This is a genomic window from Maribellus mangrovi, assembly GCF_037646455.1.
In the GTDB taxonomy this organism is placed as follows: domain Bacteria; phylum Bacteroidota; class Bacteroidia; order Bacteroidales; family Prolixibacteraceae; genus Draconibacterium; species Draconibacterium mangrovi_A.
The window spans coordinates 945,100-959,710 of sequence record NZ_JBBIXN010000001.1 but is presented as its reverse complement, the minus strand read 5'-3'; the positions used below and the strand labels follow the sequence as shown (position 1 = coordinate 959,710).

10 protein-coding genes are annotated in these 14,611 nt (G+C 41.0%); 5 read left to right on the top strand and 5 right to left on the bottom strand.

Translation table 11 applies throughout. From position 1 onward, the window contains the following. The first annotated feature begins 1 nt into the window (after nt 1). On the top strand, nt 2-1,690 hold the full coding sequence (locus WFY05_RS03660; protein WP_340111367.1) for a T9SS type A sorting domain-containing protein: 1,689 nt from the start codon (nt 2-4) through the stop codon (nt 1,688-1,690). Between the two features lie 84 nt (nt 1,691-1,774). On the opposite strand, the gene WFY05_RS03655 is transcribed toward WFY05_RS03660, so the two are convergent. The 4 genes from WFY05_RS03655 to WFY05_RS03640 all read right to left on the bottom strand — a co-directional run bounded on the left by WFY05_RS03655 (nt 1,775) and on the right by WFY05_RS03640 (nt 7,265). Further along, nucleotides 1,775-3,931, bottom strand: a complete 2,157-nt coding sequence (locus WFY05_RS03655; protein WP_340111366.1) for a pectate lyase family protein — start codon at nt 3,929-3,931, stop codon at nt 1,775-1,777. A 173-nt stretch (nt 3,932-4,104) separates the two neighbouring features. Next, entirely contained in the window at nt 4,105-5,082 is a 978-nt protein-coding gene (locus WFY05_RS03650) for an alpha/beta hydrolase fold domain-containing protein (protein ID WP_340111365.1), read from the bottom strand. Nucleotides 5,083-5,086: 4 nt separating this feature from the next. Further along, nucleotides 5,087-6,085, bottom strand: coding sequence for a DUF4861 family protein (locus WFY05_RS03645; RefSeq protein ID WP_340111364.1), 999 nt, complete (start codon nt 6,083-6,085; stop codon nt 5,087-5,089). A 10-nt stretch (nt 6,086-6,095) separates the two neighbouring features. After that, complete coding sequence (locus WFY05_RS03640) at nt 6,096-7,265, bottom strand: glycoside hydrolase family 88/105 protein (RefSeq protein ID WP_340111363.1); 1,170 nt, start codon at nt 7,263-7,265, stop codon at nt 6,096-6,098. 221 nt (nt 7,266-7,486) lie between these two features. Here WFY05_RS03640 and WFY05_RS03635 point away from each other — a divergent pair, with 221 nt between their 5' ends. Next, nucleotides 7,487-8,122, top strand: coding sequence for a CatB-related O-acetyltransferase (locus tag WFY05_RS03635; protein ID WP_340111362.1), 636 nt, complete (start codon nt 7,487-7,489; stop codon nt 8,120-8,122). 3 nt (nt 8,123-8,125) lie between these two features. After that, complete coding sequence (locus tag WFY05_RS03630) at nt 8,126-9,358, top strand: S41 family peptidase (protein WP_340111361.1); 1,233 nt, start codon at nt 8,126-8,128, stop codon at nt 9,356-9,358. 26 nt (nt 9,359-9,384) lie between these two features. Here the strand turns inward: WFY05_RS03630 and WFY05_RS03625 are convergent, their stop codons facing one another. After that, nucleotides 9,385-10,281 (bottom strand): class I SAM-dependent methyltransferase, encoded by an 897-nt coding sequence (locus WFY05_RS03625; RefSeq protein WP_340111360.1) that lies wholly within the window; start codon nt 10,279-10,281, stop codon nt 9,385-9,387. A 645-nt stretch (nt 10,282-10,926) separates the two neighbouring features. Between WFY05_RS03625 and WFY05_RS03620 the strand changes: the two genes are divergently transcribed. Together WFY05_RS03620 and WFY05_RS03615 are read left to right on the top strand one after the other, a co-directional pair. Next, nucleotides 10,927-14,064, top strand: a complete 3,138-nt coding sequence (locus tag WFY05_RS03620; protein WP_340111359.1) for a DUF6055 domain-containing protein — start codon at nt 10,927-10,929, stop codon at nt 14,062-14,064. Nucleotides 14,065-14,260: 196 nt separating this feature from the next. Continuing rightward, entirely contained in the window at nt 14,261-14,566 is a 306-nt protein-coding gene (locus WFY05_RS03615) for a hypothetical protein (RefSeq protein ID WP_340111358.1), read from the top strand. The last annotated feature ends 45 nt before the right edge of the window (nt 14,567-14,611 follow it).

Here is a 14,611-nt window from a genome sequence, read left to right as displayed (position 1 = left end):
AGTGAACAGAAAAATTATCTATGGCCTGATGCTGGTAATTACTACCATTTTTTCAGGCATCGCACAGGACAAAGCTGTACCGGCATTCCCGGGAGCTGAGGGATTTGGGAAATATACGACAGGAGGTCGTGGAGGAAGAGTTTTTTATGTGACCACACTTGAAGATAATACTAGTGAAGGGAGTCTGCGCTATGCCGTTAATCACTCAGGTGCCCGAATTGTGTTGTTCAAGGTTACAGGCACCATTAAATTAAGATCAAAGCTCACAATTAAAAACGACAACATAACCATTGCTGGACAGACCGCTCCCGGAGATGGAATAACCCTGCGCGATTATCCGGTAGTTGTTGACGCCGATAACGTAATTATTCGTTACATGCGTTTTCGTCTGGGAGATAGAGCAACTGATGCCGATGATTCATTCGACGCTTTTTGGGGACGCCGTCACAATGACATTATAATTGACCATTGTTCCATGAGTTGGTCGATCGATGAGTGTGCATCGTTTTACGATAACGAAAAGTTTACGCTCCAGTGGAGCATTTTATCTGAGAGCCTGCGCAATTCGGTGCACGCAAAAGGAAATCATGGATATGGTGGAATTTGGGGAGGAAGGGGAGCTTCTTTTCATCATAACCTTCTGGCGCATCACGACAGCAGGAATCCACGTTTTTGCGGAAGCCGTTATTCCAACCGGCCCGAAGATGAGCTCGTTGATTTCAGGAACAATGTGATTTACAACTGGGGCGGGAACAGTGCTTATGCCGCGGAAGGCGGGCATTATAATCTGGTAAATAACTACTACAAAGCAGGGCCGGCATCTTCAAACCGCTCAAGAATTATTCAGCCTTATCCCGATAACGGAAATAATGCTCAACCCGCAGGAACTTATGGCATTTTTTACATCGACGGAAACCATGTAACTGCCAGTTCTTCAGTTACCAGCGACAACTGGAAAGGTGTAAATATGCACTCCTCGTTTTCAACCTATGGTATTACTCAGGTTGATATAAAATCGGAAACTGCCTACGAAAAAGGAGAAGTCACCACACATACAGCAGAAGTTACTTTCGAGAAGGTGCTTGCACATGCCGGAGCAAGTTTGGGGCAGGATTCGATTGATATGCGAATTACAAACGAAGCCAGGAATGGAACGGTAACTTTTCCCGATGGAGGAAGCGGAAGTACTAATGGTCTGATCGATACACAGGATGCAGTTGGTGGCTGGCCGATACTAAAAACCGGTGACACGCCTTTAGACAGCGATAACGATGGAATGCCCGACGATTGGGAAACTGAAAATGGATTGAATCCGGGTAATCCCGACGATGCTCAGCTTAAATCTGTTGATGGTGTTTATCCGAATGTTGAGGTTTACATTAATTCATTAGTAGCCGATATTACGTCCAGCCAAAATGAAAATGCAATAACATCTGCTCCAACAATTTCTGTATCATCGTTGTTGCTGAAAGCCTATTATAACGGCCTTGCAAAAAAAGTTGTAATTGAGCATTCAAAAGAACTTAAGAATATTGAGTTTTATGATATTTCCGGGAAACTGCTAATTCAAAAAAGCTTACATCATTCATCTGTGGATGTTCCGGTTGATGCACTGAAGAACGGGATTTATATTTTACGCGTTCAAGACGAGCAACAACAGATCTTTACTAAGAAAATAGTAATATTCTAAAGTTATCATCCAAAAACAAATGAGCCGTGATGTTCTTCACGGCTCATTTGTTTTCGCAGATAAAAATCCATTGCCATTAATTAGTTATTTCTTGATTACTTTTTGCGTGAATATTCCTTCACCGGTGAATATTTTTAGTAAATAACTCCCGGAGTTCAGTTTGCTCATATCCATGGTTTTAGCGCCGCCTTTGCTTTGTTTCATTAATCCACCGTTCATATTATAAACCTCCACCTTGTTTATCCTGAAAGTGGTATTTATGGTCAATCGGTCAGTTACGGGATTTGGGAACACTATCGGTTCTGACATAGTATTACTTTGGATTCCGGTTGCAAGTTCAAGACTTATCAGGTACAGATTTGCCACGTTATCCTGCGTGATTTGATAGTCGCCTGCAGAAATAGCCAGGATTAAAATCCCATTTGTCGCGCTGTAACTGGTTCCGTTGATTTTAATATCGCCAGTAAACTCATCATTAAAAACCAAAGTTAATGTTGCTTTATCCTTTGTTGCAAACGATACAAGCGTGCTCGACTCAATCTTTAAACACTGGGTCAAAGTCAGTCCGCCGTATATAACGGTTCCTTTCGAATCGGAAAGATTTCCGCTTATATTGAAATAGTCGCTTTCCAGTCCCGATTCTGTGAAATTATGAACAATGTCGCCGGTAATTTCACTACCTCCCGACCCGCCATTTCCGGTAGTATCTTCTACACTAACTGTGTCACCCATAACTGCAACCAGGCTGGTCTGATAATTAACAAGAGCAGTCTTCAGGGCTGTATTTAAATCATACGATGCATCGTCCAATGAATTATTAAATGTCCATTGAAAGTCGCCCCCGTTCATCCGGCCGGCATAGAGCATTACTTTTTCTTTGGCTGCTTCCGGTTCATCGGGAGTATAATTGTACATCACCTCGGCGTTGGTGTCGAAGTTGTTATAGGTATTACTACCGTAGGCCGATTTCACCGAACTATCAATCGTTTCGTTCCGGCTGGCGGCTACATAAGCATCAAAATCAACCGTAGGATTCGGGTATTCGGCATCTCCAAAAGGCACAAACCGGTGCTGCCCGCTCATGAAATTGTTCCAGGCTTTAATGGTTCCACCGTCTTCTTTCGAGAAGGTCGGCATATCGGAATAATCGTTCGACTGTGTTTTTTCGTCAAAAACATCTGATCCCTGCATCGAAGTCAGCATCGGGTATTTACAATTGCGGAAATAATTGGCTTCCACAAACACCGATGATCCTTCTGTTGTGCCCACTCCGTACTTGGCAATACCATCGTAATAATTGTTGTAAACGTGTGCCGAATAAAAACGGACCCGCGGGTGGCGCGAATCGGAATGGTCGTACCAATTGTGGTGATATGTGATAAAAAGTCCTTCAGTGGTGTCCTCACTCAGTCCTAGCAGATTACTTTTTCCGGTATCCCAAAAATGATTGTAAGAGAAAGTTACGTAAGTTGATCTTTTACAGTCGAGTGCGCCATCGCCTTTTGCCTGATCGGAATCGCTGCCTGCATTGCCATAAAAGAAATCGCAATGGTGCACCCAGATGTGATCATTATTTTGTTGGAGTCCAATATCGTCGCCTTCGTCGCTGTCGGTGTTCATGAATCCGATGTTCCGAATTTCAATATTTGATGCATTTTTCACCCGGATTCCCCAGCCGTCCGCAATAGCATCGTCGCCCACACCTTCGAATGTGATGTAACTTGATGCATTGTTGTCGTTTTCAATCACGATATCACCTTTATCCAGGTATTCCGGATCGGTGATCTGCCCGATCAACCGAACGATCAGTGGTCGGTTGTCCTTCCCTTTTTTGAATCCTTCAAGAATCGATTGCAAACCTACACAAGGATGGGTATTCGCGCCTGTTACATCCAAAGAAACCGTGTTCTTTGTGTTTTGGGTGATGTACAAAATCACGGCATTTTCTTTGGGCGTTCCATCGGCTTTGTAAGCGCCCGGGATCTTTACTCCATTAAATGCAAAACCCGTTCGGTCGTGGGTAGAAACATTCAATACTGAAGTTTCTGTTCCCACGGCTTCCATACCCGAAATTACCGGTACCACCTTCAAAGTGTAACTTCCCGGTGCCAGTCCCAACACATCGGCTCGAAAATAGCTGCCATAGTCGCGGATCATCGGGCCATCGATTTGTTGGTTGGTAATGCCTTCTCCGGTGATATAAACATTGTAGCTATCAGCTCCTTCAACAGCCTGCCACATTTCACCCAGACCGATTCAAGCCATCCTTCTGCTTCTTCTATTGTCACTTCCTGCGCCTGGACAGAAAGCTTTGAGAATAAGAGGACTGTAAATATCAGAAATATTTTTATTCTTATTTGTCTGTTCATTTGTAACAGAAATTAACCGGTGTCGCAAACGTTTTTCACCGATATTTATTCTTCTTTGAAAACGTAGTTCAGAAAATCTACGACTTTGGGCCAGGTTTCATCGAACCAGGGATAAAACAACCAGAACGGGTGCGGTGTACGCGGGATGGTGTAAACTTCGTTGTAAATATTGTTTTGGTCGAGTACTTTGAGGAAATCGCCACGGCCGGCGTGAAAACGTGCATTTTTACTGTTGATGAAAATAGTCGGTGGAGTTTTTGCATCGACATAATTTACGGCTGAGGCTTCTTGCCAAAGTTCCGGTTTTTGTTTGTAGGTGGCTCCGAACCAATGGGCACCTGCCGAAGGTTTCGCCGGATCCTCATCTTTTGCACTCTCCGATGGTGTGGTGAAATCGGTAACGCCATCAATATTTACAAGAGCTTGAACGCGGTCGCTTGCATTTTCATTAAGCTGGTGTGAAGGTAAAACACCTTTGCCTCCTGTTGTTGCCAGCAAACTGGCCAGCGTGGCTCCGGCCGAAGTACCCAATACAGCAACTTTGGAGGAGTCGAGGTTAAAGTCGGCAGCATTTAGTTTTAGCCATTTTATGGCCGTCTTCAGGTCGATAACGCCGGCCGGATAAAGTGCTTCCGACGACAAACGGTATTCAACAGTGGCTGCAACAAAACCATGTTCGGCAAGCTTTTGTGCCATCGGAACAAGGTGCGATTTGTCACCCGATGCCCAACCACCACCATGAATTAAAATCACACCCGGATATTTTTGTATTGATTCTACCGGATAAAAGACATCGGCATGCAACTTCCTCTCACCAAACGAATAATACACCACATTTCTTTTATCTGCAATTCCGGAAATGCTGAATTCCTTGACCGCTTTGATAAAGGGGTAATATTTTCGTTCTTTCAGGTAAGTATCATGTACATTAAAAGAGGTGTCGCGTGGAAAATCGGCCTTATACTCCTGGGCAAAACCAAACAGGGGAAGAAGACAGAGAATTACCGCAACAGTTCTTATCATGCTTTTATTTTATGAATCTGGATTGTTCCTTCAACAAGGCTTTAAAATCGTCCATGCTCATAACGCCCGAAGCATCCTGTTGCCAGGCGGCTCCAAAATAATAAGTGAGTTCTTTATTTTCAGGCTTTACAACCAAAACATGACTCAAGCCGTCGTTGGCTTCTTCGATCAGCTGGTCAGTTTTAACAAACACACACATACCCAACAAATCGTTTTGAAGTGTTTGTTTCCCGAAAGTAGCCAGGCAGGTCCAGCCGGGTTTAATGTCATCAAAAATAGCTTTTTCTGTTTCAGGATGAATAACAATACCGGTGGCCAAGTTAGGTAATTCTTCCGATAATTTAGCGGTATATTTTGTCAGGTAACTTCCCGGCTCAATTTCGAGATTGGTATGTAAATCGGTTTTGATGTTATTTATTTCCCATCCCGGATAATCCACGATTACGGTTGATTTTTCAGGGCTGTTCTCAACGGAAGATTTCAATCCGTCGGTCTTTTCAACCCGGACTGCCTTTTCACCATCCCAGAATGCCAGCGAACCCATTCCCAGCGATTCGCCTACTTTCAACACGTCAACACCCCAACCCGAGATTTCGTGGTACGAATCAAATCCGTCGCGCCCAACATTTTGCAGGACCAGGGTATCCGTTTTCTTCCCGAAAATATCGATGGCATTGCGCCAGTCGAGGTAAAGCCGGTAGCCTATTTTATCTGATTCCCAACCAGGACCTTCAAATTGAATATCGAAAGAGTGGTCGGTGTGTTTCTCATCCACGATGATTTGATCGACCGATTTAAATTTACCTCCTTGGTATTCCCATTGTTCTTTTCCACTGCTTTTGGTGACCCAAACCCACTCACCTCCTTCTTTTAAGCCGAGATAGGCCTGGGTTTTTTGAGTACTTTCTTCAACTGCTGATTTTGTTTCTTTTTTCGCTTTTTGATTTGAACATGCTGCGGCAAGAAATGCCAAAACGATAAATACGATTGCAATATTTTTCATAAGATTGTGGTTATTTGTTTAATTCAATTGCGGCCATAATGAGTGGTGCAACTCCTTTTTGGTCGTTATCTACAATTTTTTCCGAAATATAATAATTGTAATCGGCTTCGCGATAAGGATTACCTCCTAAACCGCATGCTCCGCAAGTTTGTGTGAGGGTTGGATATCCGTCGTTTCCTTCTACTACAAGATGTTCAATCATATTGTCGAATGCTGTGTTGGCGATATCAAGGTATTTCTGGTCGAGCACACCCATTTTAGCACTTTTGGCAAAGGCATAAACAAACATGGCCGAACCGGAGGCTTCAATGTAGTTGCCTTCTCTTCCACCCATATCAAGCACCTGGTACCATAATCCTGTTTCTTTGTCCTGAACTTTCATGATGGAGGCACTGAGTTTGTTAAGGATTTTTATCAAAGCATCGCGATCCGGGTGATCTTCGGGCAGGTAGTCTAATACATCAACCAGCGCCATCATGTACCATCCTGTTCCACGACTCCAAAAATGTTTCGACTGCCCGGTTTCCGGCTGAGACCAGCGCTGTTGTTTGCTTTCATCCCAGGCGTGATAAACCAAACCTGTCGCCGGATCAAGGGTGTGTTTGTACACTTCCTGCAACTGAAAGGTCACTTCATCGAACCATTTGGGCTGATCGAAATCTGCAGCATAGCGTGTTAAAAATGGAGACGCCATGTACAAACCGTCGAGCCACATCTGGTAAGGATATATTGTTTTGTGCCAAAATCCTCCTGAATTAGTGCGGGGCTGTTCTTCCATTTGGTGCACCAAAGTTTCAATTCCAAGCTTGTACTTTTCATCGCCGTAATCTTCGAACAAGGTGATCATACTGTTTCCCGGTCGTACCCGGTCGATGTTAAAATCGCTGTGCTTTTGTCCGCTGATCGAGCCATCATCATGCAAAAAATAGTCGATATAGTCTTTCATGTACCGGCCATATTTCGGATCGATATCCTTTAATTTATAAATGGCATCGCCCAAAAATGCATAATCATATTCATACTTGGGTTTTTCGCGATGATAATAAATAAGGCTGTCGGCGCGGTGCATAACGGCATCGGCAAATTGGGTAGCCCAATATAATTCTTTTGTGTCCTCGGTTTTTGGTGTATTACAACCCAGGAATACAGCAATAAATAGTAGTGGAAGTAGTTGTTTCATCTGTTCATTGATTTGTGTACAAAGCTAATGAACATGCAGTTTAGCCGGTGGTTTATTTGTATCATTTTGCGTGACGTTTTTCCCAATGAGTTTTTCAGATTTCAAAACCGACACTTTCGGTAAATGAATAAAACCGTGAATCTGATTTTTTCGGCTGAATTGAAACATTTTATAAATTCGAATTCTTGTATCTTAAACGACGAATAAAATTTAGACGAAAAATGAATATTCCCGATAGCAACACCACTTTCCCGCTTCCGCATCACGATCGACTCTGTTTTCTGAAAAACATTATTACCAATCCCAACATCATTGTTGGCGATTACACGTATTACGATGATTTTGAAGATGTCCGAAATTTCGAAAAGAATGTGAAATATCATTTCGATTTTGTGGGCGATAAACTCATCATCGGGAAATTTTGCATGATCGCTTCCGGGGCTACTTTTATTATGAATGGTGGCAATCATCTGACGGATTCACTCTCTGCGTTTCCCTTTTCAATTTTTGGCGGCGACTGGGCCAGTGCGATGGAGGGGAAAACTTATCCTTACAAAGGTGATACGAAAATAGGAAACGATGTATGGATCGGTCATAATGCGGTGATAATGCCGGGGGTAAAGGTGGGCGATGGAGCGATTATTTCGACCAATACTACGGTTACCAAAGATGTTGAGCCTTATACGATTGTTGGTGGAAATCCTGCAAAAATAATACGGAAACGTTTTTCGGATGAACAGATCGAGATTCTGTTGCAGCTGAAATGGTGGGATTGGGACCTCGAAAAAATAACCCGTTCGGTGAAAATACTTACCGGAACCGATGTGGATGAACTTCGTCAAATGCTTAATGAGTAAAAAATGAAATCAATATTTTCTTTTCTTGCATTGTTAATTTTCTCACTGAACGCTTTTTCGCAGGAGCTAAGCAACGATGCCTGGCTCGATGACCTTCAAATCTATAAAAGGGGATTGGAGCAAAAACACATCAATGGGTTTAACAAGATCAGTAAAACAGATTTTAATGCAGCACTTGAACAGATAAAAGCAACGCTCGGTGAAAAATCGGACCTGGAAACGATAATCGACTTAATGCGACTGACCCGAAAGATCGGGGATGGGCACACTGCTATTTCATTACGAAATCAGGAGACGCATAATTATCCGATTGAACTTAAGAACTTTAACGGCGACTGGAAGGTGGTGAAAGTTTGTAAAAATGATAGCGATTTGCTGGGAATGAAACTTACCGGTATTGATGAGCTTGGTATGCAGGAAGTGGTTGGCAAGGTGGAGAATGTAGCACAGTTTGTTGAAAATGAATATTCGAAAATAATCCGCACGGCACAGTATATCACAAGTTCGGAAGTGTTGTTTGGGCTGGGGATTTGCGGGAACAAAACGTCGGGCACATTTCGATTTGAGGATGAATACTGCGTTCAGACAACCAGATCTTTTACTGCTTTAAGCGAAGCAGAAAACGAAGAAGTATTCAGTGAAATAAGTATTGGGGCGCCTGAAATTCAGGTCCCCGGGAATCCGGAATTTGAACATTTTTGGTACGCTCCGATAGAAGGTACCGATGCACTTTACATTCATTTTGAGAGCTACCCTGCATTTGAAGAAATGATGAAAATAAGCGAAGAAATCGTCGCTTACATTTTTCAGAATAACATTCGCCAGCTGGTGATCGACATGCGCAACAACGGTGGCGGCGATTTGTATGTCGGACTGGTATTGGCTAACGCGTTAAACCTGGCCGATCCTGTTGACTGGAAATCGGGTGTGTATGTTTTGTGCGACAACGTAACATTTTCGGCAGCAACCAGCAATACAGCACTTTTTCGTGAATTGCTGAACGCTAAAATTGTAGGCGAACCAACAGGATCAAACCCGACAGGCTACCAGGATATGGACACTTTTGAACTTCCAAATTCAAAGCTTGTAGTTTGCTATTCCAAGCGCCTATTTCGAATACAGGAAGTTGCAACGCAAGGAGTACAACCCGATATTCCTATAAAATACGAATGGGAAAGTTATTCGCAGGGAAAGGACAACATGCTGGAGTGGGTGATTGGCGAAATCAGAGAATAGATTCTTGTAACGATGCAAAATTCTGCCTACATTTTCTCGAACACATAAATCACTGAGCTGCAACGTGCAGGATTAAATATGCTTTTCATCCATGAAATTGTTCCAATGAAAAATCCTTTTACCACTGCAAGCGACGATTTTTTGTACTTCTCGCTTAGCATCGAAACGTAAAAAGAGTCGAAAGGCATGGATTTTATGTGGCTCAGTTTAAGTTGATATTTCTTGCCTACAAGTTCGACTTGTTCCGGGCTGAAATGCCAGATGTGGCGTGGTACATCCCAGGCCGCCCAATATTCCTTGTAGTGTTTTGCATCGAATGAAGTATGGTTCGGAAGTGCAATTACCAGTTTCCCGGTGGCTTTTAGTGCATGGGTGATGGCCTTCATGTTTTCGTCGATTTGATGGATGTGCTCCAGTACGTGCCAGAGCGTGATGGCATCAAAGCTATTGGCTTCGTAACGAAACAATTGTGGTGTATCGTCAACATCCAATCCAAATTCTCTTTTGGCGAACGAACGCGCATCGGCACTTTTTTCAATTCCATTTACCTGCCAGCCGGCTTGTTGCATCTCGCTCAGAAAAAAAGCAGTTCCGGTGCCCAAGTCAAGAAGGTTTCCGGTTTTTAAGTTCGTAGCTTTTTCGACTAATTTCCGTTTTTGCTTGAGCATGAATTTTCTAACCGCATGATAAACCGAATTCACCAGCCCTTTCGAAGTGTTGGAGTGTGAAACGTAATTTTCAGATGCATAATATGGCCCGATATTTTCTTCGTCGGCAATGCCTTCCGTGATTTTAAATCCACAGGAATTGCATTCTTTTATGTTGAATTCTTCATTCGAAACAAAGTAGTCTTTGCAGGTTTGGAAGTGTGAGAAACTTGTGCTTTCACAAACCGGACATTTAGGCATCTTAAATATTGACATGTGTTAGAAATTGTAACATGAATTTATAAATGGCGCGGAAGTTAAAAAAAAGCTTTTAAACCAAATGAAACTGGCCGAATTAATTTCGAACGAAGACCATAATTTTGATTAATTAATTACCGTTTTTCCCCACGTTAGTATAAAAGAAGAGTTCCTTTCGACCAAGTGCACCTCTTTAAATTTTGGTTGACAAACCTTATTCTGGGATGCTTTATTATCAATGGATTCAGATGTTTTACTTACAATAGTTCTCGAATTTGACACCTATTTGCAGAGCAACTTGCTCAAAGAACGATTTTGTGAAGTAATAAGAGATTATTCGAATTGAATATTATTTTTTTTGGAACATATTGATTTCAAAATGGATTGAAATAAAGACTTTCGATTTTCTTGATAACGATTTGACGCTAAACATTCATTGTTTAACGGGCAATTATAACTGTTAGTTTTAGGATTTATTGACGAATCTGTTAACGTCAAATGACTGTTTTACCACAGGCTAAAAGCGAAGTGAAAAATTATTTTTGAGAACTTAAAAGAATTAAACTAAGCAATAAAACTGAATCATAAATACTAAAAATATACAGGCTTATATTTATCAAAATTCATAATCTTATTAGACTTTAGAAATAATAAATAAACTACATGAAGTTTATAGATTCATATTTAAAACCATTAGTATTTTTAACAGGGATTCTGATGTCTTGGGCCACGGCAAATAGTCAAGCAATCCTTAAGCACTCTTATACTTTTGAAGACGGAACTGCAAAGGATGTGGTTGGCAATGCTGATGCAACAGTGGTTGGCGGAGCGATTAGCAATGGAGCCTATACTTCTGCATCCCAAGGTGATTATGTCAAGCTTCCCGCTGGTACTATCGCTATCAACACCTATCATTCTTTTACAATGGAAGCTTATATCAGGCCTGTTAGTGGTGCCAATAACGGATTTACAATGTTTTGTTTTTTTGGTGATGCCCTTTTTAATGGTTCCTGGGGTAAGGATTACTTCTCAATGTCTGCAGCACGTACCGACGATGTTTCAAGGGTAGCAATTTCATGTGGTAATTCCAGTGCTCCCTGGTCGGCAGAAACGGGTGTAAACAGTACTGAGTACGATGATGGAAAACTGCATTATCTGGTAGCCACAGTAGATGATACCTCGATCTCCTTTTATATAGACGGGAAATTCGCCGGTTCAGAAAATCTGAGTGGTAATAACAAGATATCTTCGATAAGTAATACAGCAGCCTATTTATGCAAGAGCGGTTATACTGATCCTACATGGATTGGTTCCATAGAAGAATTTAATATTTACGATGGTCTTCTAAATGCAGATACAATTACAACCAGGGGAAATGAGACCTTGCTTAATGCTTTGTCTCATTATAATCTAGACTCAGCATCTGCAACAAATCCGGTAGCCCTTACAGAGCTTATTACCAACCCGGGATTTGAATCTTCTTTTACCGGATGGACTAACATTGGAATGGCTACGCAATCGAATAATGTCTTCCCAATTAAAGAGGGAGGTATTTTTGCGGAAAAATGGGTAAACAGAGGCTCAAAGGTGCCTGATGTGAGTGTACAGCAAATACTGAACGGAATACCTAATGGAAATTACGTCCTGAAAGCAGCCGCAGGTAACATTCAGCAAACAGGATCCGGAAGCACAGTTAATTTAGGAAATCCTCAGACAGGGGCCGAACTTTTTGCAGGTTACAGAAAAACCAATGTGAATACAATTAAAGATTACTCCATAAATATAACGGTAATAGATAACCAGCTTAACTTTGGCTTTAAAACTTTAAATGCCTCAGGAAACTGGGTTACCTGCGACAATTTCCGATTGTATTATACCGGCCGATACAGCGTTAATGATTATGCTTCATATGTTAATGATATAGTTAAAGAATCAATAACCTTACTAAACCAGAATTTTTCAAGTAGTGTGAAGGACAATTTGGACTCAGTCATAAATGAAGTTCAACAAATATTAACTGCCCAACCCCTGGATATGGAAGATATCAAGACTGCTCAATCACTGCTTGATGAAGCCGTACAACAGGCTCGCAACTCCTTACAAAGGTATGAAGATCTGCAATCTATGATAGATTATGCGAATAAGGTTATGCAATGGTACAGTGAAGATCAGTCTAAAACAAGCACATTGCAGGAAGCAATTGATATCGCTAATCAAGCAGAAAATAACTATGATCTAACCATAAACGAACTTAATGCAGAAACAACGAATTTAACAACAGTAGTTAATAGCATTGATAAGCGTAAATACATTCCTGCTTGGATGATGGGCAATGTAAATGATCCGGAAAACAACTGGAGTTATAAACGTAGTAAACAATCCAAGAATTGGATTTTATTCTGGGAACCGGGGTTTGGAGATAAACCGGTCTCCATTGTTGACGAATGCCTGGATTTGGCTGAAAAATGCTTTGACTATTATGCGGATTCATTGAAATTCATCACCAAAGGTGCCTCCAAATCAGATAATTACAAAATGATCATAAGACTTAGATATACCTCAGAATGGGAGGCTTCCGGATCCGGGGTTGACGATACAATTGGACTGCTTACCTTAACATCCTGGGCCCTTTCATCAAGAGGAGGGCAGACCATTGCTCACGAAGTAGGTCATTGCTTCCAGTATCAGGTGCATTGTGATAATAACGACGCAAATGGTTGGATGTATGGCTTTGGAGCAAATGCATCAGGAGGAAATGGTTGGTGGGAACAATGCGCACAATGGCAGGCATACAAGATTTTTCCTGCAATGCAGTTCAACAATGAGTGGTTTTCAGGTTATATGGATAATGTCCATAAAAACATTTTACATGAATCACCACGATACAATAATTTTTTCCTTCAGGATTATTGGACTGATTTACATGGAAAAGATTTTATCGGGCGTTTATGGAATGAATCCAGGAGACCAGAAGACCCGGTTGAAGCCTATAAGCGTTTAACCGGAATCTCTCAAAAAGAGTTTAACGATGAGATGTATTATTGTGGCGCTAAATTTGCATCCTGGGATATTCCTTCTCTTAAAGCTTATGGGAAAAATCATGTGTCGTCCCGTCCTCAGCCTCAAATGAAAGATGCCGGAGACAACTACTGGTTAATAGATCAATCGGCCTGTCCTGAAAACTATGGCCATAATATTATTAAACTAAATGCTCCAGCTTCGGCTAAAATTATAACTGCAGAATTTGAAGGCAAGGCAGGAATGAATGGATACAATAAAATAAACACAAGTCACGGGGGATGGCGTTTTGGATTTGTCGCTTTGAAATATGATGGTTCAACTGTTTACAGTGAGATTAAATCAGCCGGCATGACAGTAAATGAAGGTAAAGGGAACATTCGTTTTGAATGTCCTGAAAACTGTTCTAAATTATGGTTTGTGGTTACAGGTGCACCTGATGTACACTGGAGGCATGAGTGGGACGATGATGCCACCGATGATGAACAATGGCCATACCAGGTTAGATTTGGCAATACGAACCTCCTGGGATATCCAAACATTATCACTGATTTCGCCGAAATTCCTGAAGATATCATACGCGTGTATTCGGGAGAAAAAAGGTTATTCATAAAGAATTTAAAAGATATGGCGGAAATTCATGTTTACAATCTATCAGGGCAATGCGTCTTTCAGCAGAAAGTAAATAGTCCTTCATTTTCAACTACAATTCCTTCAGGAGTTTATATCGTAACAATTCGAACTGAAAAAGGCAGAAACAGCCATAAGATTATTATTAGATAACAGAAGTTTATAGTTGAATATGAAAGGTTTCACATCCAGTTCCATTCTTGACCATCATCCGTCTTCCGGACGCTTATGCTCGTCGAAATCCATAATTACAATTTACAGCTATAAGCAAGTATAACCGGGATAGCATAACTCGAATTAAATAACTAAATCATACGAATAAAAAATAAACTTTTAAACAGAAAAAATTATGATTAAAAATTCAACTATTGTCATAGTAGCAAGCCTTCTTCTGATAGGTCTAATTTCAATTAGATTAATAGATAATATTTTTGAACGTAAAAATCTTATTGATAAAAATACGGTTGATAAAGAGATTAAAAGAATGGAGATCAATGAAAAACTTTTAACTGTGGAACCTAAATTATTTCAGTTTAACGAATCTGAATTTATTTATTTACCAGAAATAGCGTTTAAAAATGACAATCTGGATATAGACTATGTTTTATATAAATATGAAAATCAAATTCTAGTAAAAATCCCTATTCATAATTAATGTTTACTTTGGTGATTCAATCGTTTGATAATTCTTAAGTTGTAA

Excerpts from the sequence above, each read along its gene's own strand:
- WFY05_RS03655 (WP_340111366.1), bottom strand. The coding sequence starts at position 3,931 with ATGTGGCAGGCTGTTGAAGGAGCTGATAGCTACAATGTTTATATCACC.
- WFY05_RS03650 (WP_340111365.1), bottom strand. The coding sequence starts at position 5,082 with ATGATAAGAACTGTTGCGGTAATTCTCTGTCTTCTTCCCCTGTTTGGT.
- WFY05_RS03645 (WP_340111364.1), bottom strand. The coding sequence starts at position 6,085 with ATGAAAAATATTGCAATCGTATTTATCGTTTTGGCATTTCTTGCCGCA.
- WFY05_RS03640 (WP_340111363.1), bottom strand. The coding sequence starts at position 7,265 with ATGAAACAACTACTTCCACTACTATTTATTGCTGTATTCCTGGGTTGT.
- WFY05_RS03635 (WP_340111362.1), top strand. The coding sequence starts at position 7,487 with ATGAATATTCCCGATAGCAACACCACTTTCCCGCTTCCGCATCACGAT.
- WFY05_RS03630 (WP_340111361.1), top strand. The coding sequence starts at position 8,126 with ATGAAATCAATATTTTCTTTTCTTGCATTGTTAATTTTCTCACTGAAC.
- WFY05_RS03625 (WP_340111360.1), bottom strand. The coding sequence starts at position 10,281 with ATGTCAATATTTAAGATGCCTAAATGTCCGGTTTGTGAAAGCACAAGT.
- WFY05_RS03620 (WP_340111359.1), top strand. The coding sequence starts at position 10,927 with ATGAAGTTTATAGATTCATATTTAAAACCATTAGTATTTTTAACAGGG.
- WFY05_RS03615 (WP_340111358.1), top strand. The coding sequence starts at position 14,261 with ATGATTAAAAATTCAACTATTGTCATAGTAGCAAGCCTTCTTCTGATA.